The organism is Paenibacillus taichungensis (assembly GCF_003287275.1).
GTDB classification, from domain to species: domain Bacteria; phylum Bacillota; class Bacilli; order Paenibacillales; family Paenibacillaceae; genus Paenibacillus; species Paenibacillus taichungensis_A.
This window is the reverse complement of the sequence record NZ_QEVW01000009.1, coordinates 98,916-122,416: the sequence shown is the minus strand read 5'-3', so window position 1 is coordinate 122,416 and position 23,501 is coordinate 98,916. Positions and strand designations below refer to the sequence as shown.

The window sequence follows — 23,501 nt, the reverse complement described above, 5'->3', positions numbered from 1 at the left end:
CTTTTTATACGTAAGGTTCTGCAACCCAGTGACCTTTGGATACCTCAATTAATTGAGCGTTCTGCAGGTTGTAAGGATCATTTACAGGACCACCAGATCCATTCTTAAGCGCTTGTTCTTCCGGCAGCAAAATGCGACGTTTGCTCGCCTCTACTTCCGGATCAGGTACAGGGATAGCAGACAGCAATGTTTTGGTGTAAGGGTGAATCGGATTAGCATAAAGTTCTTCACTTTCTGCCAACTCCACCACTTTACCCATGTACATTACAGCTACACGGTCACTGATATGTTTAACCATGGACAAGTCATGCGCAATGAACAGGTATGTCAAGCCGAGACGTTGCTGAAGTTCTTCAAGCAAATTAACGACCTGAGCCTGAATGGACACGTCCAATGCTGACAATGGCTCATCACAGATGATGAATTTAGGGTCTACGGCCAATGCACGGGCAATCCCAATCCGTTGTCTTTGACCACCTGAGAATTCATGTGGATAACGGAGTGCATGGCTAGGATTCAAACCTACAAGATCAAGCAATTCTTCAACGCGTCTCTTCCGCTCTGCCTTACTTGATGCCAGACCATGAATATCAAGGGATTCACCGATGATATCCATAACGTTGAAACGTGGGTTCAAAGATGCATAAGGATCCTGGAAAATCATCTGCATATCTTTGCGCATTTCTTTCATCTTGCGCGGAGACAGCTTGTAAATATCCGTTCCATTAAAGTTAACATTTCCACCTGTTGGCTCATAAAGGCGCAGAATTGTACGGCCAGTTGTGGATTTACCACAGCCAGACTCCCCTACAACTCCAAGTGTTTCGCCTTCAAAAATATCAAAGCTAACATCATTAACCGCTTTGAGAATGTTCCCTTTGCCCAAATTGAAGTATTGTTTCAGGTTCTTCACTTGAACCAGCGGCTTGTTGGCACCTTTGATAATACCAACTGGAGTAGGCTTTTCTTTTTTAGGCTCGTCCAGACGAGGAAGAGCATTCAGCAATTTAATCGTGTATGGATGTTGAGGATTACTGAAGATTTCAGCAGTTGTTCCAGTTTCAACAACTTCGCCTTCCTTCATAACGACAACACGATCACACATTCCTGCGACAACTCCAAGGTCATGCGTGATAAGCATGATAGAAGTTCCAAGTTTTTGCTGCATGTCTTTCATAACATCCAAGATTTGTGCCTGAATCGTTACGTCGAGTGCAGTTGTTGGCTCATCCGCAATCAGAAGGGATGGACGGCATGCCAAGGCAATTGCAATCATAGCACGCTGGCGCATACCACCGGAAAATTGGTGCGGATAATGGTTCATACGCGCTTCCGCATTTTTGATGCCTACAAGTTCAAGCATTTCCAATGCGCTTTTCTCGGCTTCTTTTTTGGACATATTCTGATGTTTACGCAGTACCTCAGTGATTTGCTTACCAATTTTGATGGTAGGATTCAAAGAAGTCATTGGATCCTGGAAGATCATGCCGATATCTTTACCACGGATGGCTTCCATCTGTTTATCTGTCTTATTCAGCAGGTCCTGCCCGTGAAAAGTAATTTCTCCGCTTTTGACCTTCGAAGGCGGGGAGGGAATCAATTTCATGATGGTTTGGGCAGTAACACTCTTACCACTACCGGATTCACCTACGATCCCCAGCGTCTCTCCTTTGCCAAGTTCAAAACTCACATTTTTAACGGCATCAAACTCACCAGAACGCGTCGTAAATGACACACTCAGGTCTTTGACTGTTAAAATCGGCTCCATAATCCCACCTCCTATTTCTATTTACGTAATTTCGGATCAAGCGCGTCGCGCAAGCCGTCACCAAGCAAGTTAAATGCGAGCATTGTCATAACCATCAAACCTGCAGGGAACCACATCCGCCAAGGATACAGCGTCCAGCCTGTAAGTGCATCATTGATCATAGATCCAAGAGAGGATTTAGGTGCAGATACACCCAATCCGAGGAAGCTCAAGAATGCTTCTGCGAAGATGGCATTTGGGATAGACAACGTCAATGTAACGAGAATTGGTCCGACAGCATTTGGCAACAAATGACGGAAGAGTTGACGTCCAGTGCTTGCGCCCATGGAACGAGCAGCAAGGATAAAGTCTCTGTTTTTTAGTTGCATAATCTCACCACGTACAATCCAGGACATACTGATCCATCCTGTAATAGTGAGTGCAATGATAATCGTTGTCAGACTTGGCTCCAATACAACCAGCAACAAGATAACTACGAGCATGTAAGGCAGGGAGTACAAGATCTCGGAGAACTTGTTCATGATGCCGTCCACACGTCCACCGTAGAAGCCCATGATGGCTCCATAAATTACCCCGATGACAAGGTCAATCAAAGCAGCAGCCAAACCTACAGTAAGAGACACACGTGCACCTACCCAGGTTCTTACCCATACATCACGGCCCAGTTCATCTGTTCCGAACCAGTGTTCAGCACTCGGTGCAGCATTGGCATTCAACAAATCATTGGAATAATAATTATAACTTGTGAACAAAGAAGTTGGACCAATCATAGAGAAAATGACAACAAGGACTAGAACAGCCAAACTAATCATAGCGGCCTTGTTCGTTGCAAGTCTATACATAGCGTCTTTGAATAGCGATACACTCTCTTGCGATTTCAACGCTGCCTGACTATCCAGGCCTGTGTTCACCGTTTCATTATTGTTGTTATTCGTGCCAGACAACGTTATGCCCCCTTCCGGCTTTCTAGCTTAATTCTAGGATCGATCAGCACGTAAGCAATATCCGTCAGGAAACGTGCAAGCATCAAGAGAATACCATAGAAAATTGTGATCCCCATAATCATCGTATAATCACGATTCGTAATACTTTCTACAAATACTTTACCAATCCCACCAATGTTAAAGATCTGTTCAATTACAACGGAACCTGTAATAATGTTCGCTGTCATTGGACCAACATAAGTAACAACTGGCAGAATACCGTTACGTAAAACGTGTTTAAACATAATAGCCGGCCATTTCAAACCTTTGGCTTTGGCTGTCTTGATGTAATCTGCATGCAACACTTCCAACATGCTTGAACGCGTCAAACGAGCGATAAAGGCAATTGGTGATGCAGACAAGGCTGCAACCGGAAGCACATAGTCGAGTGGGCCGTCGAAGCCCATAACGTTAAACCAGCCGAGTTTGAATGCAAAAACATATTGCACTAGGGATGCGAGCAAGAAACTCGGTACAGCAATCCCGATAACAGCCAGAATCATCGTAATATCATCAATTAACTTGCGATGGTACACTGCGGCAATAAGCCCCAACAAGACACCCACAACAATTGAGATAATAATCGCAAAGATTCCTAGTTTCAGTGATGCTGTAAACGTTTGAGTGATCATACCAGTTACATCTTGATTCAGGTATTTCATAGAAACCCCGAAATCACCTTTGATGATTCCACCCATATACTTTAGGTATTGTTCATACATCGGTTTGTCCAAACCATACTTCACTTCCAAAAGTGCCCGGATTTCAGGTGATACTTTTTTCTCGGATGTAAAAGGGTCACCCGGAATGGCCTTCATCAGGAAGAAGGTTGCTGATGCGAGTATGAAAAGCGATAGCAGCATAAATAGCAGTTTTTTCAGCACGTACTTAACCAACCCTTGCACACCTCCACAAACAATATTTTGTATACAAATCGATTGTAGAATTAGACAAGAATAATGTCCAATCCATTTATCGGAAATTTCAAGAATTATAAGGAAAATCGGTGCACATACAAAAAAATCGGGATATATATGGAATTCCACATATATATCCCGAAGTAATCATATAGACTTCAGAACAACTTATTTCTCTTCCAGATATGCACGAGTGAAGTCAATTGCTCCACTGAAATCAAGTTGTACGCCTTTCAGATAAGGCTTAGTCAAAGATACATTAGTGTAGTAATAAATCGGCATTACGCCCATTTCATCTTGAATCAGGATTTTCTCAGCATCTGCAAATGCAGCCATACGTGTAGCTGGATCAGCCGATTTTACAGTTTCTTTAACATCTTTGTCATACTGTTCGTTGCTGAATTTGGAATCATTGTTTGTGTTTCCAGTAGTCCACATTTCCAAGAAGTTGTACGGATCGTTGTAGTCCGCAGACCAACCTGCACGAGCAACTTGGAAGTTTTGGTTTTGACGGTTCTCAAGGAATACGCCCCACTCTTGGTTTTCCGTTTTCACGTCAACACCAAGGTTTTTCTTCCACATATCTGCAACAGCAAGAGCGATTTTCGCGTGACCGTCACTAGTGTTATAGATCAATGTTACTGCTGGCAATGTTGTGTAGCCTTCTTCTTTCATACCTTCAGCAAGCAATTTCTTAGCTTCTTCTACGTTTTCAGTGAAGTAGTCGTCTTTATGCTCATCACGGAATTCGCCGTTTTCACCGCGGATACCTGGAGGTACAAAGCCGAAAGCTGGAATTTGTCCACCTTGTGTTACTTTGTCAACGATCAATTGACGCTCGATTGACATTGCAAAGGCCTTACGGATTTTAACGTTGTTAAATGGAGCTTCATTAACATTGAACTGGTAGTAGTAAGTACTTGCAATACCAGTAGCTTTAAACTCGTCCGGCAATTCCGCCTTTACAGAAGGAATTTGGTCGGAAGGAATTTCACCGTTAGGTGCGCCTGTGTAGTCCAATTGTCCAGACTTGTAAGCTTGCAGTTCGGAAGCACTGCTGTTTGTCAGGGACATGTTGATCTCAGACAATTTGATATCGGAAGCTGCATGGTAGCCTTCGTTTTTCTTCACGACGATTTTTTGACCTTTAGCGTATTGATCCATAGTGAATGGTCCGTTAACGATCATGTTTTTGTAGTCTGTGAAGAATTTGTCATTCGTGTCAGCAGACTTGTGTACTGGGTAGTACGTGTAGAATGCTGTCAGACCCAAGAAGTAAGGTGTTGGGTTTTCCAACGTTACTTCCAGCGTGTGCTCATCAGTAGCTTTAACACCTACTTGAGAGAAGTCTGTGATTTTAGTGCCTTTATATGTTTCGTCTTTGCTCAGGTTGTAACCCTCAGCACCTTTGATGTAATACAATTGGTAAGCATATGGAGAAGCTGTTTCCGGTTTCAAAGCACGTTCCCAAGAACGTACAAAGTCTTCGGCAGTGATTGCATCACCGTTGCTCCATTTAGCATCCGGATTCAGGTTGAAAACATATTTCAAACCATCTTCGGAAATTGTCCAGTCTTTAGCAACACCTGGAGCTTCTTTGCCATCAGGGTCGATACGCACAAGACCTTCATACAAGAATTTCAGTACAGTGTTTGTTTGGCTGTCTTTTGCTTGAGCCGGGTCTAACGTAGGAGGTTCAGCTGACAGGTTAATTTTCAGGATTTGATCTTTAGCAAGACCATTTCCTTCGGTTGCAGAACCAGTATCGGTGTTACCTGTGCCTTCGTTTTTCGATCCGCACGCTGCAAGTACGGTACCGAACGCCAAAATCAGCGTCAAAAGGACTAATAGACTTTTCCTTTTCATCTAACACTTTCCCCCTAAATTGATGTGGTATATGTTTATAGATTATACAACCACCGGTCAAAAAAATCTACATTACTTTTTCAGAAAGTAATGTTTTTTTCAGTTTTCGACAAAATCGACACATTTTTTACCCCTTTTGCGTTATGTATCCTCACATCTGTTTCATGAAGTATCTAAATAATCCAAATATAGTAAACAAAACATACCCAAAACTCATTATGACAAAAGCCATGCGCCAAACGGCCCGGAACATTCTACCCCCATCGACCTTACCTTTGAGCCGATTTTGTGCTCCTCCGATGAATCCAAGCGCTATTAGTATGAGTATTAATGTTAAATAAAATCCAAAATTCGAATCAAATGTTAAGTTGAATAACGCCGATACAGAGAATATAAGGAATAAGGTTGTTACATCCATTGCCGAGCTCAAAGCCACACGCTTATCTTTCTTCCATCCATACATGATCCAATACACAAGAAAAAACGGAAAGAACGGCAGTATGCTCAGCACAATAAAAAATCCCATTAACTCACTCCTTCCGGTTGCATACCTTCAATCAGATGAAGCAGTACTTCATGCGTTGGAGCAGACAGGCCACACCGACACGCCATGCTCACGATTTGCCCGTTAATGGATTGCACCTCCGTTTGTTGTCCATGCAGTACATCTGACAGCATGGAAGATGTATTCGAGGCTGTGGAACGACAGACAGAGAGGATTTGTTCCCACACATCCGAATCAAGAAGTATTCCACTTGCTCTATATACCGCCAATGCCTCATCGTACAGCTGTCGCATAAACATGATTCGCTCTTCCTTTGTAATTAACTCACCGTTAGGAATACGCCATATCGCGGTAAGTGGGTTAATGACAGCATTGATTAGCAACTTCCTATAAATCAGCTTATCGATTTCATTCGACACTGTACAGCCAAATCCTGCCTGCTGCAAAAGTCCCTGTAAACGAATGGGTTCATTTTGATCCATTGTCGTTAGAGATGAGATACGTACATCTGCACTTTTGCCCAACCAGGTCTCTCCTATACCTGCACGGATGACTCCATCATGCTGACGTTTCGCCCCTTCTGTGGTTATGACGCTGTATACATTGGAATGTGCCATATTGGATTGCACATGATCCAGATGCCCAACACCATTTTGGAAACATGCGATATTGAGCACTCGCGTCTTCAATGAACTAATTTCCCGCATAACATTATGTATCGCTGTCTGTTTCACCATTAAAAGTAGCCAATCTCCAGGCGAGTGTTCCCATACTCGGGTTAACTCCGTAATCGGCTTGGCCTGAATATGATCAGGTGTAATCTGGATGGTATTCTCAGGTTCAATGACCTTGAATCCTTCGATACTCAGTTTATTTGCCTGTTCGGCCGTCCTGGTCCAAAATCGAACCTCGTTACCTGCGTCCTGAAGCTTACCTCCATACAAAAGACCCAGTGACCCTGATCCTACAACGTCAATGATCATGCTGCATCCCTACCTCTGCTCCAATAGTTGCTTTTATATATAATAGAACAAAAACAGCAAACAAAAAACCCATCATACCCGCCGTTATGTAACGGAGGTGTGACGGGCCCTAATCTAATGCTGATCATCAGACATTGTTTGCTTTTATTCAATTCGTTCCAGATTCCCGTTGGCATCCATTTTGAATCTCGTTTTGAGTTCCTCTTCTTCTTCTGTCAGAAATGCAAGTCTGCGAGCACGATCCATAATCTGAATCAGCGCTTTATAATCGTCGTTTACAACACGATAATCCGTCTGTACTTCATTCACTTCCTTAGACAGACGATCATTCTCGCAACGCAGTTCATGAAGTTCATCCTCTTTTTCACGAAGCTCTTTCTCAAGCATTTTAAGCTGGCGACCGTTTTCCTGTACAGTTCCCTTCCATTGCCGCAAGAATCGTATAACTGCATCGATGGATAGGGAGTCTTCCGAAATACCATCCGCCTTGTACAGATTTTCTTCTGTATCTAGGGTGGACAAAGCTGCTACTTGTGGTCCAAGCAATGCCGGTTGTTTGCGAAGATAACTACGTTTTTGTCGTTGAGCCTTAGCATTGCTTATAGCAGACTCATACTTCTTACGTACACAGCTGTTCCAGCGAAAACCGCAAGCGGCAGAAGTTCTGCCTATTTTTTCGCCAACCTCTTCAAATGCAGCCAGTTGTGTACTTCCTTCCCGAATATGACGCAAAGTAACCTCAGCCAAAATCAAATCGTCCTCTGTACTCCAAGCATCCTGTCTCACTGCAGTCATGCTATAATACCCTCCTAACAACATCCTAAAATAACCGTCCCCATAACCGAGTTCCCGGCATGTGAATTAGGTATAAAAGCTGCTTTATTCATTCTTATGCCTCTCATAGAGTTCATAGAATTGATTTCATACTAAAATGTATTTCCACATTTATGAGTACTCATACGTTACATATGCAAAACTAACCATACTTTAACTCTTTTAGGTCAAAAAAAGAATTCGCTTTCATATCCAATTTTGTTTACACCTTTTTCCTTTCCCGGTATAATGTTGTGTAGACAATCTATGATCGTACATAGGAGAGGAGGACTTACCGTGGCACGCATGTTTCGGGTACTCGGGTTCTTCACGCTAGCGATTGGCCTGATGGCTTTTGCGGGAGACTTAGTCGAAATGGCTTTGCTTTTTTTCCTGCAGACTGCGTTTTTTGTCATTTTGGGATACTTGAAATTTACCGAACGTACGTACATATTGCTCTTCTGGGGTTATATGATCGTGACTTTCACAGGGTTCAGCTACTGGACCGTATTCCAAATGGATTTGCCGCTCTGATCCGCCAGCAGCATCAAAGCGATCCGGCTAATGTCGGATTGCTTTTTTGTCGTTTTCAGATTAAATGACTATTCTTTGTGTTATGTAACCACTACGGATATTTCACGTATCTATTTCATATATTGTCTGGAAGAGATAAGCCTGTACGCATCACATGTAGATATGGAAAGGAGAATGAGGGGTGAAACGTCGATACGGCATTCATGGCTTCATCGTATGTATTATATTTTTGATCCAGCTACCTTGGACTTATGCCTATGGAGAGCCTTCATCTGAGGAAACACGTGATATATTGCAACAAAGCCTATCCATCGTCGAAATCGATCATGAGATCGAACGGATCGCAGCAAGACAGAACCAGCTGGACGAACAGCGTCAGACATTATCCATTCAGCTTCAGGAACAGGAAGACCAGATACATACTCAGCAAGACCGAGCGGGTGCAGTTGTAAGATCCTACTATACCGGGGAGCGTGATAGTCTCTTGATGACAGTGCTCGGGGCAAGATCCATTAAGGACCTGTTCATTCTATACGATTACTATCAGATTATTATTGGCAGGGATCATGCTGTTCTGGACAAGTATCAGGATCAATATCGCACCATGCAGCAAACGTCTGTCCAGATTAATCAGACCTCCGCAGAGCTGTCTGAACTCAAAAATAATCTTCAAAATCAACGGGAACGGGTACTTGCATTGCAGAAAGAAGTGGACGGAAAAGTAGCTGCCAGCGGGGATGCTGCAGCCATGCAGAAATTGATGGATGAGTTGACCATCTATTGGGAGAACATCGGCATATACGAGGTCAAGCGATATTTTAAAGCATTGGCATCAGCTATGCAGAACCTGCCACAGTTTATTCAGGAACAAAACGGAGGAATCTCCACTACCGGAACATCGTACACCATTCGAATTGGACAAGATGAGCTGAATACGTTTCTTCGATCACAGAATCCGATATTTGAAGACTTTGCCTTTCAGTTCGACAAAGATCGAATCACTGCTTCTGGGCAGCGTGATCAGTTGCAATTAAGCATCGAAGGTCATTATACGGTCGAGGATGAACCTCAGAATTCAATTCGATTTCATGTCGATAAACTTGTGTTTAATCAGTTAGAACTGCCCGATACCACACGTCGTATGCTGGAACGAGAATTCGATCTCGGATTTTACCCCCAGAAAATTCTGTCCTTTGTCAAAGCCACAGAGGTATCCACAAGCAAAGGTATACTTGAAGTAAAGCTCGCCATTTCATTTTGACGAGCTTTGCAAGGCAATAATACTTTTGACATATTGATTAGCCGTGATCTCTCCCGCGAGAAGTTGTTGGATCTTCTTTTGAAAGGCAGAAGTTAGTATAGAACTTTCCGTCATTACAGCCTGTGAAGATTCAGCCGGAAACCAGGATTTTACATCAGTCGTATCATACTTCGTTATTAGTTTCTGTGACTCAAGATCTAGTTCCTGTTGCTTTGCTGGTAAATAGTTAGCCTGTTGGTACCACTCCGACTGCACGGCGGAGGAAGTCATTCCTTCAATCCAGCGACTGGCTTCTTCCGCTTCAAGTGAGCCAGCTGCAATAACAAGACTTCTTGATTTTAGCGGTTCTAACGCACTAAGAGCTATCTTCTCCGATGGACTCTGTTCGCCTGCCACGCTTTGATCTCCACTCAACAAACGAGAAAGCAACGTTACTACCATAGGAGTTCCTGCCTGCTCATCAGAAGAAGAGAACATCGGATTTATGGATTCGGCTGTAATATACGACTGAATTTGATCCAATAGCTGTATGATTTGTTGGTACGCCTCTGTTTGGGAAGAAGTTTGCGCTTTCTTTATTTGGTCAGGGGCCATGCCTGGCTCAAACTGATTTAACCACGCACTTACCGCGTGAAGGTCATTTAAGTTTATGCTTATCAAATCCGTTCCATCTTGCGTTGCTTGTTGTACAAGTTTGATCCATTGTTCCTTATTTTCGGGTAAACCTGCCAAACCGGCTTCGTCCAGAAATGGAGAGCGAGCTGCGAGTACATAAGCGTCAAAATCAAACGGCATCCCCCATTGGTAACCATTCCACTCTGTCATTTCCCGCAAGCCAACCACAGTTTCTCCTAAAGACTTGGACAGTGTTGTACCGTTTAACGGATACAGATGTCCTTTTTTGGCATGATATTGAACTTCCGCGCTATCCAGAAGAATAATATCCCCGCTCTCTCCTACCGAAAATTGATTATCAAGCACTCGCTTATATGTAACTGGCTCCAAATTCCGAAGACTGATTTCCACATGTTCAGAAGTTGCGACTTCATTAGCCATCTTTTTAAACGATTTAAAGTCTGTCTCAGACATCGAGACTACAATCTCTAGTGGGGCATGTTGGTCTTCGCTACGAGATGACGTATTGGGAAATGCATCTTTTTCCTGATCTCGTTCCTGATTAAGTTGTGAACCTCTAAAATCAAAGCTGGGAGACAGAATCGTTAACGAAAGCAGTAGCACTGCGAACAAAACAACCTGGTGTCCACGCTTCATTAACTTCCCCTCCTTGCTCACCTAATTTTTTCCTGCAACACTCATTGTAACAAATAAGTAGTGCTCTTGTCCTATCCTGCCAAAAAACAGTTTTCCGATATTTTGCATACCTCGAGCATATCGAGTTCTGTGCAATAACTGATTTTTATTTTTTCAGCAAAAAAACCGGCCCTAAGAGCCGGTTCAATAGAAACATTTTCCGGGAAATAAACTTCCCGTTACCTTACAATAAATCCGCTGCAAGCTGAGCGAGCTTGGAACGTTCTCCTTTTTCCAGCATAATGTGTCCACTGATTCCCTCTTGCTTGAATCGCTCCACAATATACGTCAAACCATTACTTGCAGAATCCAGATAAGGATGGTCTATTTGCTCAGGGTCACCCATCAAAATAATCTTACTGCCTTCGCCCACCCTTGATACTATGGTCTTCACTTCATGTCGAGACAGGTTCTGAGCTTCATCGATAATGATAAACTGCCCTGGTATAGACCGTCCACGAATATAAGTGAGTGCCTCGACCTGAATACTGCCAAGACCCATCAAAATTTTATCAATGTCGCCTGCTTTTTTGGTATCAAACAAAAATTCCAAGTTATCATAAATCGGCTGCATCCATGGTCTTAGTTTTTCTTCTTTCTCACCAGGGAGATAACCGATATCTTTCCCCATTGGCACAACCGGACGAGCGATCAATAACTTTTTATACTTATGGTCATCCTCCACTTTGAGCAAACCCGCGGCAAGCGCCAACAAGGTTTTCCCCGTACCCGCCTTTCCTGTTATCGTGACAAGTGGAATATCATCATTCAGGAGCAGTTCAAGGGCCATACGCTGTTGCGCGTTACGTGCACTGATGCCCCATACATTATCATTACTCAGGAAAAGTGGTTCCAACTTCGTTCCTTCTGTATTTACTTTGAGCAAGGCCGATTTATTGGTTCCCATCTCATCCTTGAGAATTACAAATTCATTCGGGTAAAGCGAATAAGACAACTGTAACGGTTTGATCGGTAGAAAGCGATATGTGTAAAACTCATCTATGACCGACGGATGAACCTTCAGGGCAGTGTAGCCTGGATATAATTCACTAAGGCCTGCCGTTCGATCTGATAAGTAATCCTGTGTGAAAAGACCGAGTACATCCGCTTTAATACGAACGAGCACATCCTTGCTGACCAGAACCACCTGTCGCTCAACGACCTCTTTCTCATTTTCCTCAATCTGATAATTAAGCGCGACAGCCAAAATCCGATTATCGTTGGACACTTCTCCAAACATTTCTTGTACTTTCACAAAACTACGATGATTCAGTTCCACTTTCAGATTGCCTCCATTAGCTAAAGGGACGCCACTGTGCAGATGTCCCAATTCACGCAACCCATCAAGAAGTCTCGATACATTACGGGCATTACGCCCAATTTCATCAGCATTTCTTTTTTTGGAGTCGATCTCCTCCAGTACAACCGCGGGAATGATTACCTCATGTTCCTCAAAGGCAAATATGGCATTGGGGTCATGCAGAAGCACGTTCGTATCCAATACAAAAATCTTTTTCATTCAATCCCCTCCAAAGCGGCGTCGTTAAAGGCATGGATAAGTTTGATCTTTCAGCAGCGACATGGACAATCATGCTCCCATACATAAATGTATTCGACTAGGACAAAATAATTGTCAACCATTCTGAAAAACTCCAAGAAAGGATGAACATTTATGAAATATTGGATTTGCACGCTGCTTCTGATCTTTATACTTACAGGCTGCAACAGTTCTACACGTAATGCCTCGCAGCAACAAGGTCAGCATGCCAGAGGTTACGGAGGAAATGTTACAACTCAGCAAGACCAACGGAAAGGATCTCACATGCTCAATACACAGGAAGATCGGTTGCACCCTTCAGCTATGGACCATCTGACCGAAAATACAGGTGAGGTTCATGAGAAAAACGTCATGGACAACACCAAGGCCGATCGTATGCCAAATGGAAAAAGGGTCACCCACCTCAAAACACTTGCCAAGCAAGTGGAAGGTGTCAAAGATGCCAACTGTGTCATTCTTGGCAATACAGCCGTAGTTGGCATTGATGTTGACGGTGAACTGGAACGTGCACGAGTAGGTACAATTAAATACTCTGTAGCCGAAGCCCTCCGCAAAGATCCGGAAGGTGTGGATTCCATTGTTACCGCAGATGCTGATGTCACTGAACGCATTAAGGAAATTGGTGAGCATATTCGTCAAGGTCATCCAATATCCGGTTTCGCTTCAGAACTCGCTGACATGGTGGGCCGGATCATTCCCCAACTACCCAAAGATGTCAAGGTCCGTCAAAATCCGGATGAACACGTTGAACGTGAACAACAAATGCAGCAGCTGCATTCTTCAGACAAAAAACAACAAAAAGCCCAGTGATCTCTCACTAGGCTTTTTTCATTGCAGTAAAAACCTGCTCATCTAATTTCTCAGCAGCACGCTGATCATATATTTTGACAAATTGAGGCACAGAAGATAGCTGGGCTCCATAAAAAAGGGCATTCCTTACCGCTTCAATGGAAATGTCGAAACAGCACATATTAAACGGAACATCCTGTAACGGATTTTGTCGTACGGAAGCACGTCCGTTTACCGCATACACCATCTCTTCCCCAAAAATGGTGACGGTAATAGCCGGATTTTCGATCATATTGTTCACGAGACGTGAACGATGATCAATCGCCACACGAAGGGTAGAAGCATTCTCCGCATAAATCCAGGAGATTGCTGTTGATGTCGGACCTCCAGATTCAATGTCCACGGTGCTCAAGAGCACAAAGGTTTCGTTCTTGAATTGCTGTAAAAGAGATTCAGTCAATTGTGTGACGGCTTCGGACATCCAACCAGCCCCCTAATCTTCTTTATGCAATTCTTGATTCGTTGTTGATGTTATTATAGCATACCACCAAACTTGCTTCCAATCCCAAAGAAATGAATGTTACTCCGCAGTTTGGGATGCTGTCACTTTGCCTGAAAGTGTATCCTGCAACGCCTGTTTGGCATTAGCCAATTCAGTTTCGTTGATATATACATATGGACTTCTCCACTCTCCGGTTACAGGTGTGTAGTGCACATCCGATTTGGAAATATTCCAATAGGTTGAAATGAAGTTTTTCATCTGCTCCGATTCAACGTCTGTTGTCATGTTGTCGTCAATAGCTCCAATCACTTTACCAATCTTCGTTACGCCTCCCAGTGATTTCAACTGATCCAACATGGAATTCAACACTTGATTCTGACGTTTATTTCGGTCAAAGTCATTGGATTCGTCTGTCTTCGGCTTACAGTTCGATTTACGGTAACGAACAAAATCAAGCGCTTCTTTGCCATCCAAATGCTGTGCACCAGCCACCAGGTTAATATCCGTGCCATCCGCCGTATCTTTGTAACACATGTTTTTATCCACTGTCACATCAACGCCACCTACAGCATTAACCGCATCACGGAACGCTTGAAAATTCAGTACCGTTGTATAATTGATATCCACATTCAGATATTTGCCCATCATTTCTTTCATTTGATCCTCTGCATTTTTGCCAGAGGTTTTTTCTTGGGCTTTAAATTTAGGATAATAAGAATTCAATTTATTCGCCTTGTATCCATCCAACTGAATACGGGTATCCCGAGGTAAAGATACAATGGTTGCCGTCTTGGTCTCCGGATTCAGAGATGCTACCATAACCACATCCGAGAGATACGTACCTGTTTCGGGACGATTGTCCGTACCTAGCAGCAACATCGTAATGGGTTTGGTTTTCGCTGACATTCCATCCGGTACTGGCTTGTCAATTCCCGTATCAGCTACCTGATTATATACCCAATAGAGATATCCACCGCCAACCACAATTGCAATAACCAATAAACTTAAAATCAGTCTGCCAAAGGTTCGCATCTTTTTCTTCTTCTTTGGTTGCTTACCTTTGCCGTTCTTCGATCCAGAAGCGCCGGATTGAGTCGGTGCCTGTCTCCGTGGAGGCAGTCCGTTCGAATTCGAGTTCATATCTTCAACACCTTTATCACATCTGTTTTGGCCTATATATAAGACAACCGCTTTCCCTAAGGAAAACGGATGGTCTATACTATACAGAATTTATGAGTTTCGAGCGGCAGCTTCCGCTTTTTTCTTTTGACGACCTTCAATAAAATAGCGCACTCTCACTAACAGCATCAAACCAACAGCCACCAGCAAACATTGAATAATTGGCAACTTGTCGATTTGAAAAACAAGAAGCATGAATGTGCCCATCGCCATCAATATATAGAGAACGATTTCCTTACCAAGTGGCAATTTCTGACGTACCCGAAACACCTTGTTATAAACGTAAGTAATCAATACAAAGATGACGATGTAGGCTACGATCGGGTTTGATGCGAACCATGCTTGCATGCACAGCCAGCTCCTTTCGTGTTCATGCTAGGATATAAGTTAACTATTGTGAAACCCTTTCGATAACTCTGAATAAGACACACATCGGAGGTGACCGTTCCGGTATCGGATCGTTCTTTTGATCGCTGTTATCCCCAGATTTTTTTGATCCATTTACTCAATGGTAAAATCCGGGGATAAAGGCGAACGCTTCGCTTCTACAGAATCGATTCCGATCCCTTCACTACTTCCACTGTGCATAACATCGTTAACTTCTCTGTTCCATCAAACGTTAACTTATATAGTTTATTTTGTTGTTATTAGGCTTTTGAAGCCATTTTGCGTTGTTTTTCTGCACGTTCACGCTCGGATTTGTTCAGTATCTTCTTACGAAGACGAATAGATTTCGGTGTAATCTCACAATATTCATCTTCATTCAGATATTCAAGCGCCTGTTCCAACGAGAAGATAATCGGAGTTTTAATTTTAACCGTATCATCTTTACCTGAAGAACGAACGTTAGTCAGTTGTTTTTCTTTACAGATGTTAACAACGATATCATTGTCACGTGTATGTTCACCAACAATCATACCTTCGTAGATTTCAGTACCTGGCTCCAAGAAGAGCGTACCGCGATCCTCAACGCCCATCATTCCGTAGAACGTAGATGTACCCGTTTCAGTGGAGATCAGTACACCCTGGTGACGTCCACCCACTTGACCGGATACTACTGGAGCGTAGCTGTCAAATGCATGGTTCATAACACCGTAACCACGAGTCAATGTCAGGAAGTTTGTGCTATATCCGATCAAACCACGTGCTGGAATCAGGAACTCCAGACGAACTTGACCACTACCTGTGTTGACCATGTTAACCATCTCTGCTTTACGTGCGCCCAGGCTCTCCATTACGGAACCCATGCTTTCTTCAGGGATATCAATCAACAAGCGCTCAAGAGGTTCCATTTTCTTACCATCTACTTCTTTAACGATAACTTCTGGTTTGGACACTTGAAGCTCATATCCTTCACGACGCATGTTCTCAATCAGGATACCCAAGTGAAGCTCACCACGTCCGGAAACGACAAATGCATCCGGGCTTTCCGTTTCGTCAACACGAAGGGAAACGTCTGTTTCCAATTCTTTTAACAAACGCTCACGAAGTTTACGGGAAGTTACCCATTTACCTTCACGACCTGCGAATGGACTGTTGTTCACGAGGAACGTCATTTGCAGTGTAGGCTCATCGATTTTCAAAACTGGAAGTGCTTCTGGATTGTTAGGGTCAGCAATGGTTTCACCAATATTGATGTCCTTGATCCCTGCAATGGCAACGATGTCACCTGCTCCTGCTTCTTCCGTCTCAATACGTTTGAGACCCTGGAAACCGAACAGTTTTTCGATACGTGCAGTTTTGCTCTTACCATCACGCATAATAACCGTAACGGATTGTCCTTGACGGATCACACCGCGGTTAACACGACCAATGGCAATACGGCCAAGGTATTCATTGTAGTCCATCAAAGTTACGAGGAATTGAAGCGGCTCTTCAACATTCTCTGTTGGGTGAGGGATATGACTAACGATCGTATCGTAGATCGCCATCATGTTGTCATCCTGATTAGCAGGATCATTGTCCATGCTGGATGTTCCGTTCAATGCGGAAGCATACACAACAGGGAATTCAAGTTGTTGATCATTGGCACCCAGTTCAATGAACAGGTCCAATACTTCATCAATTACCTCAGCTGGACGAGCCGCTGGACGGTCAATTTTGTTTACAATAACGATAGGTGTCAGGTTATGCTCCAGTGCTTTACGCAATACGAATTTCGTTTGTGGCATACATCCTTCGTAAGCATCAACAACGAGCAAAACGCCGTCAACCATTTTCATGATACGTTCCACTTCACCACCGAAGTCGGCGTGTCCTGGTGTATCCACAATATTGATCAGGTAATCTTTATAGGTAATAGCTGTGTTTTTGGCCAGAATCGTAATACCGCGTTCACGCTCCAAATCGTTGGAGTCCATTGCGCGCTCCTGTACCGTTTCGTGATCACGGAAAGTACCGGATTGCTGGAGCAACTTGTCGACGAGCGTTGTTTTCCCGTGGTCGACGTGGGCAATAATCGCAATATTGCGAATGTGTTCTCTTGAATGCATGGTTTGTATCCATATCCTTTCCAATTTCAATTCTTATCTACTAAACTTCCCGCAATTTCGCAGGTTACTCACCCAAAATAAGCGTCGGTGATATCCCGACGCATGTCTATATCCCTTATATTATAGTTGATCATAGGTAAAAATCAAGATATTTCGCTTGAAAGACCGCTGGGAAAGTTACCAGCCTCTCCCTTGGCGTCCTCGTCCAAACAGCAACCACATCCCGCCTACAATTAAAAGTACTGCCAAAACGTAGATAATACCGGTGTGAAGCAGTGTAAATCCGAATAAAATAATTGAAAGGATGCCAACTCCCAATGCAACCGGAAGAACCATTGCAGGTCTACGGTGATCAGCCAGTGCATATTCAAGCAAACCAACGGCAATTCCAAGCAAAAAAGCAGGCCACAGGTTGCTCATCAATCCGCTGCCCCATGTATTCGTGATTCCGAACAACAGACCATAGACGGTTAACGTTCCTGCTGGAACGAGTGACCATGATGGCGTAAGCCTTGCATAATATAATGCATGAAGAGCAATACCAGGCAACAAGATGAGCAAAGGCCAGAAGTGCCGTCCAATAAAGCCAAACACACCAAGTTTCCCGAGTAAAATTATTAAACCTGCAACAAAAATAAATATTCCGATTGCTTTTTCATTTCTCATCCTCATCTACAATCACCTCTTATAACATTTGGCTATGTACCCCGTAAGCTAAACTATAAACTTTCCATGATGACTGACTGTTCCCAGCCTTCTTCTAGTGTAGCCGATGTGTATGCAAAAAACTACACTTTATGTCGTACTTCGCCTCTCTCCATTACCCTGTATTACCCTAAATTGATCGGTCCATGACTTATTCAAGTTCCCTCATTTCTTCGAAACAAATAAATACAGCAAAAAACTGCCCGCAAAGGGCAGTTCGCCAGAAAAATTTACATTTCCATTTGTAATCAATTTACACGTTTCGACGAACGAACTTGTGCGCTCCTCCAATCGCGATTACAAGACAAGCCATAGCCACAGGCAGCACTGTATGCGCCTCAGCTGCCAAGCCACCAAGCCATTGTCCCAGTTTCGGATCATTCATCACCATCTCACCTGCTGTGAAGGCCAGAATACCTGAACCGGCAAATACTAGAATTGGAAACCGCTTCAACAAACCAACAATCACCCCGCTACCCCACACCACAATTGGAATACTTATGGCAATCCCGATGACTGTAAGCGCCAAGTCCCCATCCGCCAGTGCAGCAATCGCGAGAACATTATCCAGACTCATGACAAAGTCAGCAATCAAAATGGTTTGGATCGCTTTCCAGGTCGTGGACGCCTTACGAATATGTACTTCATCTTCATTCTGAAGCAGCAGCTTCACAGCAATCCAGAGCAACAGCAAACCACCAGCCGCCTGAATAAAAGGAATACCCAACAGCAGTACTGCTGCAAAGGTTAACAAACAACGCAAAACAACAGCGCCGAAAGCCCCCCACCATACCGCCTGTTTGCGCTGTCTCACCGGCAAATCCTTGCTCGCAAGTGCAATTACAACCGCATTATCTCCACTCAGAACCAGATTGATCATTAATATTTCGGTCAACAGCCATAGCGTATCCATGCTTCTCCCCCCCACTCTAACTTGTATGTCAAAGTTGTCCATGCTATTCTTAAACGTTGAACAAGCTTTCTCAGGTTTGGATATATAGAAGGAGTGACATCGTATGGAGCTGTTTAGCCCCGCTTTTTGGCTAGCGTTGTTGAACGTTGTATTTATTGATCTAATTCTGGCTGGCGATAATGCAATCGTGATTGGTCTCGCGGCTCGAAATTTGCACCCTTCTGTGCAGAAAAGGGCGATTCTTTACGGAACAGGTGGCGCACTTTTAATTCGTATTGTAGCCACTGTGATTGTGCTCTGGCTGCTTAAAGTGCCTTGGCTGCTTCTTGTTGGGGGATTACTCCTGATCTGGATTGCGTACAAGCTATTGGCAGATCAAGGGGAAGAGCATTCGGATATCAAGGCTGGCAGTTCTCTCTGGGTAGCCGTGCGAACCATTGTCATTGCTGACGCTGCCATGGGACTGGATAACGTCATCGCCGTTGCTGGTGCAGCACAACAGCATTTGGTACTGGTTATACTCGGACTGCTGATCAGTGTACCTATTATCGTGTGGGGCAGTACGTTGTTTATCAAATTAATTAACCGTTTCCCTTGGATTATTTATCTTGGAGCCATCGTGCTGGGATATACGGCTTCCAATATGATCACAGAGGAACACCGCCTTGTTCCTTTCTTCACTGAGCATCCTGCACTTAGAATCTTATTTATCGTCCTCGTCACTGCTGGTGTCGTGTTTGCAGGATATCGTAAACGTGCAAGCAGCAATAAACCAGGTGGAGAGCGGCAGCATTCGTATTCCTAAGCTTTAAATAAGTGAAATTCCCATCAGCCACAACCATAAAAAGGACTGACCGATAATACATCGGTCAGTCCTTTTTCTTCATGCAGATAACATAGTGCTTATTATGTCATTCAATCCAGAATGAGGTTCCTCAAAACCACTCTTCTTTCATGTCATTAACTTCAGCCTGTTGATTGGTTATCATAAAGTTTTCACCTGCATGCAGCGTAATTGTTTCTGTCTTCTCCACCGCCTGCTCCACCCATTCCGGTAGCTGACTCATGGTCGCTTCGATTTTGTCCACAATGCGAAGATTCGGGTTCGTTGTTGGGGATTTCGGTACAAAAAGAGTACAACAATCCTCATATGGCAAAATCGATATATCATACGTTCCGATCTGTTTGGACAGAGTAATAATCTCCTGCTTGTCCATCATGACAAGTGGTCGCAGCAACGGCAGATCCGTCGCACGTCCAATGACATTCATACTTGGCAAGGTCTGGCTCGCTACCTGACCCAGACTATCTCCGGTGATCAGTGCAAGCGCGCGCTCACGTTCAGCCAGCTTGGTTGCAATACGTAACATGGAGCGGCGCATCAGTGTGATGATCAAGTTATCCTGCCCCAGTTGGGTAAATGCAGTTTGAATTTCCGTAAAAGGAACCAGATGCAACTTAATTGTGCCTGCATGATCAGCAAGTGCACGCGCCAAATCAATGACCTTTTCTTTGGCTCGCTGGCTTGTGAACGGGTAACTGTAAAAGTGTACACATTCCACTTCCAGGCCTCTACGCATCGAAGACCATGCCGCTACAGGGCTGTCTATACCACCCGATAATAACAGCATCGCTTTTCCATTTGTACCCAAGGGGAATCCACCTACGGCTGGAATCACCTCACTGAAGATATACGTGCCCTGATCCCGAATCTCCACACGCAGTTCAATGTTAGGTTGGCGCACGTCTACACTTAACTGCTGGAATTTCCGAAGAATCGGGGAACCTACCAAATGGTTCATTTCATGCGAAGAATTGGGGAACTCTTTCCATACACGCCTTGCATTAACTTTGAATGTGGTACCGTCTTTGAATTCAGACTCTCTCTCATCCATAAAAGCAATGGCTGTCTCCACGATTTGGTCAGTTTCAGATGGAGTCACTTTAACAGGACTGATCGATGTAACACCGAATACTCGTTTCAGCACAGCAATCAGTTCTGTATGAGATTCACCACCCAGATCGACATACAACCTCCCAAACTCCTTCCGCAGACTTGCCCCTGGATAAGGTTTGAGCAGGGAACGCACCTGGGTGATGATCGTTTTTTCGAACCGGGCACGGTTTTTTCCTTTTAACATAAACTCTCCGAAACGGAGAAGCAGCATATCATATTTCATCTAAAATCACATCCGCCTTTCCAACGGGCGCAGCTGCGCCATCATCTGATGTAAAGCCTGCTCCAGCAGAGCCACATCTTCTTCTGTATGTTCATCTCCAAGACTAATACGCAATCCACCAGCAGCACAAGCATTATCCCTGCCCATGGCAAGCAATACCCTGCTCGGTTCAGCCGATCGCGAAGAGCAGGCAGATTGTGTAGAAACAGTTACTCCAAGTTGTTCGAGGGTATGCAGCGCTACTTCTGCCTTCATTCCAGGATAGGAAAAATGAACAATGTGCGGCGCCCCCTCTTTATGACTATTTAACACAAGTCCGGGAATCGTATCTATGACCTCCATAATACGATCTCTCAAAATCGTTGTACGTTGCGCAAATTCAGCCTGACGTTCCGCAGAGAGACGCATCGCCTTCGCCATACCCACAAGCAAAGGTACATTTTCAGTTCCCGCTCTAAATCCCTGTTCTTGAGACCCCCCTGACAATAAAGGGGTTAGCTCCACCCCACTTCGTACGTAGAGAAGTCCAGCTCCTTTGGGACCACGAATCTTGTGAGCAGACAAGCTGTACAGATCCGCGCCCCATGCCGCAGGTTTAGCCTCCATCTTGCCAAAACCCTGCACGCCATCTACATGAAAAAGCACCTTTGGTGTTTCCCTTTTCAGTCGTGCACCGATTTCAGCAATTGGGTGTATCGCTCCTGTTTCATTGTTTACATGCATCAAGCTCACAAGCACCGTATCAGATCTTATGGCATCCATTACCTGCTGGGCGCTAACCAGACCACTGGAATCCACGGGAAGCCAAGTGACTTCCCATCCCCACTGCTGTAGCTGCACAAAACTCTCGTATACCGAAGCATGTTCTGTTCCAGTTGTAATAATGTGTTTGCCCCTAGACTGATACTGTAAAGCCGCCCCTTTAATAGCAAGATTGTTGCTCTCGGTTGCGCCGGAGGTAAATACGATTTCTTCCGGTTTCACATCAATAGCGACAGCACAACCAGCTCGCGCTCGGCGTAACAATTGATGGGCTCGCTCACCGTACCCATGGATTGATGACGGATTCCCATATTGCGCCTCCATAATCTCGGCCATTGTACGAACGACATCTGGATGAGGAGGCGTTGTTGCAGCATAATCAAAATATTTCAAATGAGGTTCCCCTCCTTGTCTGTTCGTTGTGGAATCTACAGTGAGCATTGTAACACGATCCCCGCTCAACACAAAAAGACCAAACAGGAACCAAGCACATTTAAGGCTGCTGTTCCCGCGTTTGATCTCTTCCTGGACGTACTGTTGTGTTGCCATTTTTGTGGTTTATACCATTTATACCGTATATTTCGACTGTGCTTTCTCCACTTTGGAGATATAAGCCTGTGTTTCCAATGGGAGGCGGTTAAGTACACTCATCAGTTCAGCGTCGCTCGATACACCCAGACTCGAAACTCGTCCGGGTCCGGCATTGTAAGCAGCAAGTGCCATCTTCACCTCGCCACCAAAACGCTGAAGCTGGAGAGACAGGTATTTGGTTCCACCATCTATATTTTGAGCGGGATCATAAGCGTTACTAACTCCCAACCCTGCTGCCGTCCCATCCATCAACTGCATTAGTCCTTTGGCACCTGCCGAAGACACTACATTCGGATTGAAACCGGATTCTGTGTCAATGACCGCCTTGATCAATGATTCAGGCACCCCATATTTGGTGCTCGCCGAAGCAATCAAAGATTCAAAATCTGTAGGTACAGATGCACCCGAATCCACTGCTCCTGTGTTTAGCAGAGAAGATAAAGAAAACACATTACTGTTCGAGGAAGAAACAGAACTTGTGTCCGGGTTATACATGCTACCTAGTTGCAACCACAACAGACCGTCACTGGATCGTTTGGAGATCGCAGCAGAATTCACGTCTTCGCCAACGGTACCAGTATTGTTCAACGTATTTGAATTCGTTCCGAGCAGCCCGTCCATCATACTGGCAAAATCCACTGTTGAAGCGGAGTTTCCATCCGATGCATTGGTTTCGTTGAGACTATTGGACAATTGCAGTTCCAGCAACTGCCGCGACGCGCGCGGATCAATCTGCATGAGTTATATTCACTCCCGTATAATGTAAACGTAGATTATGACTTTATTCTACATTATTTTACAGGGAGGTTCCATTGTTTTCAAAAAAATAGACCGATCATACAACTTTATTACGCAAATGCGAAAAAACCTTCTGTAATCCCCCTTTAGA

22 protein-coding genes are annotated in these 23,501 nt (G+C 44.2%); 4 read left to right on the top strand and 18 right to left on the bottom strand.

Annotated features, from left to right (window positions below; genetic code table 11):
• Positions 1-4 precede the first annotated feature (4 nt).
• From DC345_RS15325 to DC345_RS15295, 7 genes are all read right to left on the bottom strand, one after another.
• Positions 5-1,768, bottom strand: a complete 1,764-nt coding sequence (locus DC345_RS15325) for an ABC transporter ATP-binding protein (protein ID WP_113053842.1) — start codon at positions 1,766-1,768, stop codon at positions 5-7.
• A 17-nt stretch (positions 1,769-1,785) separates the two neighbouring features.
• Positions 1,786-2,679 (bottom strand): ABC transporter permease, encoded by an 894-nt coding sequence (locus tag DC345_RS15320; protein WP_376038011.1) that lies wholly within the window; start codon positions 2,677-2,679, stop codon positions 1,786-1,788.
• Between the two features lie 35 nt (positions 2,680-2,714).
• A complete protein-coding gene (locus DC345_RS15315) occupies positions 2,715-3,647 on the bottom strand; it encodes an ABC transporter permease (RefSeq protein WP_063566998.1) in 933 nt (310 codons plus the stop codon).
• A 189-nt stretch (positions 3,648-3,836) separates the two neighbouring features.
• A complete protein-coding gene (locus tag DC345_RS15310; protein ID WP_113053840.1) occupies positions 3,837-5,534 on the bottom strand; it encodes a peptide ABC transporter substrate-binding protein in 1,698 nt (565 codons plus the stop codon).
• Between the two features lie 151 nt (positions 5,535-5,685).
• The gene (locus tag DC345_RS15305) at positions 5,686-6,060 is read right to left on the bottom strand and encodes a DUF3397 domain-containing protein (RefSeq protein ID WP_113053839.1); all 375 of its coding nucleotides are present in this window, start codon (positions 6,058-6,060) and stop codon (positions 5,686-5,688) included.
• On the bottom strand, positions 6,060-7,022 hold the full coding sequence (locus tag DC345_RS15300; protein ID WP_113053838.1) for a ketopantoate reductase family protein: 963 nt from the start codon (positions 7,020-7,022) through the stop codon (positions 6,060-6,062). Before DC345_RS15300 ends, DC345_RS15305 begins: the two co-directional genes overlap by 1 nt.
• A 144-nt stretch (positions 7,023-7,166) precedes the next feature.
• Positions 7,167-7,817: an RsfA family transcriptional regulator gene (locus DC345_RS15295; RefSeq protein ID WP_063567002.1), complete on the bottom strand. Its 651-nt coding sequence runs from the start codon at positions 7,815-7,817 to the stop codon at positions 7,167-7,169.
• Positions 7,818-8,132: 315 nt separating this feature from the next.
• Here DC345_RS15295 and DC345_RS15290 point away from each other — a divergent pair, with 315 nt between their 5' ends.
• The gene (locus tag DC345_RS15290) at positions 8,133-8,369 is read left to right on the top strand and encodes a DUF2626 domain-containing protein (RefSeq protein ID WP_053781237.1); all 237 of its coding nucleotides are present in this window, start codon (positions 8,133-8,135) and stop codon (positions 8,367-8,369) included.
• Positions 8,370-8,550: 181 nt separating this feature from the next.
• Positions 8,551-9,630, top strand: a complete 1,080-nt coding sequence (locus DC345_RS15285) for a coiled-coil domain-containing protein (RefSeq protein WP_113053837.1) — start codon at positions 8,551-8,553, stop codon at positions 9,628-9,630.
• Here DC345_RS15285 and DC345_RS15280 read toward each other — a convergent pair.
• On the bottom strand, positions 9,622-10,902 hold the full coding sequence (locus tag DC345_RS15280; RefSeq protein WP_113053836.1) for an ABC transporter substrate-binding protein: 1,281 nt from the start codon (positions 10,900-10,902) through the stop codon (positions 9,622-9,624). The genes DC345_RS15285 and DC345_RS15280 overlap by 9 nt on opposite strands.
• A gap of 223 nt (positions 10,903-11,125) precedes the next feature.
• Positions 11,126-12,460 (bottom strand): PhoH family protein, encoded by a 1,335-nt coding sequence (locus tag DC345_RS15275; protein ID WP_024628438.1) that lies wholly within the window; start codon positions 12,458-12,460, stop codon positions 11,126-11,128.
• A 153-nt stretch (positions 12,461-12,613) separates the two neighbouring features.
• On the opposite strand from DC345_RS15275, the gene DC345_RS15270 reads away from it, so the two are divergent.
• Positions 12,614-13,309, top strand: coding sequence for a YhcN/YlaJ family sporulation lipoprotein (locus DC345_RS15270; RefSeq protein WP_113053835.1), 696 nt, complete (start codon positions 12,614-12,616; stop codon positions 13,307-13,309).
• Between the two features lie 7 nt (positions 13,310-13,316).
• On the opposite strand, the gene DC345_RS15265 is transcribed toward DC345_RS15270, so the two are convergent.
• The 6 genes from DC345_RS15265 to DC345_RS15240 all read right to left on the bottom strand — a co-directional run bounded on the left by DC345_RS15265 (position 13,317) and on the right by DC345_RS15240 (position 19,079).
• Positions 13,317-13,769, bottom strand: a complete 453-nt coding sequence (locus DC345_RS15265) for a pyridoxamine 5'-phosphate oxidase family protein (RefSeq protein ID WP_063567005.1) — start codon at positions 13,767-13,769, stop codon at positions 13,317-13,319.
• A 99-nt stretch (positions 13,770-13,868) separates the two neighbouring features.
• Positions 13,869-14,930 (bottom strand): LCP family protein, encoded by a 1,062-nt coding sequence (locus DC345_RS15260; RefSeq protein WP_113053834.1) that lies wholly within the window; start codon positions 14,928-14,930, stop codon positions 13,869-13,871.
• 90 nt (positions 14,931-15,020) lie between these two features.
• The gene (locus DC345_RS15255) at positions 15,021-15,317 is read right to left on the bottom strand and encodes a YlaH-like family protein (RefSeq protein WP_053781242.1); all 297 of its coding nucleotides are present in this window, start codon (positions 15,315-15,317) and stop codon (positions 15,021-15,023) included.
• Between the two features lie 299 nt (positions 15,318-15,616).
• On the bottom strand, positions 15,617-17,461 hold the full coding sequence (gene typA / locus DC345_RS15250; RefSeq protein WP_109998743.1) for a translational GTPase TypA: 1,845 nt from the start codon (positions 17,459-17,461) through the stop codon (positions 15,617-15,619).
• Between the two features lie 177 nt (positions 17,462-17,638).
• Positions 17,639-18,133: a hypothetical protein gene (locus tag DC345_RS15245; RefSeq protein ID WP_113053833.1), complete on the bottom strand. Its 495-nt coding sequence runs from the start codon at positions 18,131-18,133 to the stop codon at positions 17,639-17,641.
• A gap of 286 nt (positions 18,134-18,419) precedes the next feature.
• The gene (locus DC345_RS15240; RefSeq protein ID WP_113053832.1) at positions 18,420-19,079 is read right to left on the bottom strand and encodes a TerC family protein; all 660 of its coding nucleotides are present in this window, start codon (positions 19,077-19,079) and stop codon (positions 18,420-18,422) included.
• A gap of 103 nt (positions 19,080-19,182) precedes the next feature.
• On the opposite strand from DC345_RS15240, the gene DC345_RS15235 reads away from it, so the two are divergent.
• Positions 19,183-19,884 carry a TerC family protein gene (locus DC345_RS15235; RefSeq protein WP_062326458.1) on the top strand — a complete coding sequence of 234 codons (702 nt, stop codon included), beginning with the start codon at positions 19,183-19,185 and terminating at the stop codon, positions 19,882-19,884.
• Between the two features lie 130 nt (positions 19,885-20,014).
• Here DC345_RS15235 and thiI read toward each other — a convergent pair whose 3' ends face one another.
• From thiI to DC345_RS15220, 3 genes are all read right to left on the bottom strand, one after another.
• The gene (thiI, locus tag DC345_RS15230) at positions 20,015-21,259 is read right to left on the bottom strand and encodes a tRNA uracil 4-sulfurtransferase ThiI (RefSeq protein ID WP_113053831.1); all 1,245 of its coding nucleotides are present in this window, start codon (positions 21,257-21,259) and stop codon (positions 20,015-20,017) included.
• 6 nt (positions 21,260-21,265) lie between these two features.
• Positions 21,266-22,414 (bottom strand): cysteine desulfurase family protein, encoded by a 1,149-nt coding sequence (locus tag DC345_RS15225; protein WP_113054046.1) that lies wholly within the window; start codon positions 22,412-22,414, stop codon positions 21,266-21,268.
• A gap of 174 nt (positions 22,415-22,588) precedes the next feature.
• Positions 22,589-23,350, bottom strand: a complete 762-nt coding sequence (locus DC345_RS15220; RefSeq protein WP_113053830.1) for a lytic transglycosylase domain-containing protein — start codon at positions 23,348-23,350, stop codon at positions 22,589-22,591.
• Positions 23,351-23,501 lie beyond the last annotated feature (151 nt).

Bases quoted from the DNA above. Each gene is read 5' to 3' on its own strand.
- DC345_RS15275 (WP_024628438.1), bottom strand. From the start codon at position 12,460: ATGAAAAAGATTTTTGTATTGGATACGAACGTGCTTCTGCATGACCCC.
- DC345_RS15280 (WP_113053836.1), bottom strand. From the start codon at position 10,902: ATGAAGCGTGGACACCAGGTTGTTTTGTTCGCAGTGCTACTGCTTTCG.
- DC345_RS15300 (WP_113053838.1), bottom strand. From the start codon at position 7,022: ATGATCATTGACGTTGTAGGATCAGGGTCACTGGGTCTTTTGTATGGA.
- DC345_RS15245 (WP_113053833.1), bottom strand. From the start codon at position 18,133: ATGAGGATGAGAAATGAAAAAGCAATCGGAATATTTATTTTTGTTGCA.
- DC345_RS15325 (WP_113053842.1), bottom strand. From the start codon at position 1,768: ATGGAGCCGATTTTAACAGTCAAAGACCTGAGTGTGTCATTTACGACG.
- thiI (WP_113053831.1), bottom strand. From the start codon at position 21,259: ATGAAATATGATATGCTGCTTCTCCGTTTCGGAGAGTTTATGTTAAAA.
- DC345_RS15295 (WP_063567002.1), bottom strand. From the start codon at position 7,817: ATGACTGCAGTGAGACAGGATGCTTGGAGTACAGAGGACGATTTGATT.
- typA (WP_109998743.1), bottom strand. From the start codon at position 17,461: ATGCATTCAAGAGAACACATTCGCAATATTGCGATTATTGCCCACGTC.
- DC345_RS15310 (WP_113053840.1), bottom strand. From the start codon at position 5,534: ATGAAAAGGAAAAGTCTATTAGTCCTTTTGACGCTGATTTTGGCGTTC.
- DC345_RS15305 (WP_113053839.1), bottom strand. From the start codon at position 6,060: ATGGGATTTTTTATTGTGCTGAGCATACTGCCGTTCTTTCCGTTTTTT.
- DC345_RS15220 (WP_113053830.1), bottom strand. From the start codon at position 23,350: ATGCAGATTGATCCGCGCGCGTCGCGGCAGTTGCTGGAACTGCAATTG.
- DC345_RS15240 (WP_113053832.1), bottom strand. From the start codon at position 19,079: ATGGATACGCTATGGCTGTTGACCGAAATATTAATGATCAATCTGGTT.
- DC345_RS15265 (WP_063567005.1), bottom strand. From the start codon at position 13,769: ATGTCCGAAGCCGTCACACAATTGACTGAATCTCTTTTACAGCAATTC.
- DC345_RS15255 (WP_053781242.1), bottom strand. From the start codon at position 15,317: ATGCAAGCATGGTTCGCATCAAACCCGATCGTAGCCTACATCGTCATC.
- DC345_RS15235 (WP_062326458.1), top strand. From the start codon at position 19,183: ATGGAGCTGTTTAGCCCCGCTTTTTGGCTAGCGTTGTTGAACGTTGTA.
- DC345_RS15260 (WP_113053834.1), bottom strand. From the start codon at position 14,930: ATGAACTCGAATTCGAACGGACTGCCTCCACGGAGACAGGCACCGACT.
- DC345_RS15270 (WP_113053835.1), top strand. From the start codon at position 12,614: ATGAAATATTGGATTTGCACGCTGCTTCTGATCTTTATACTTACAGGC.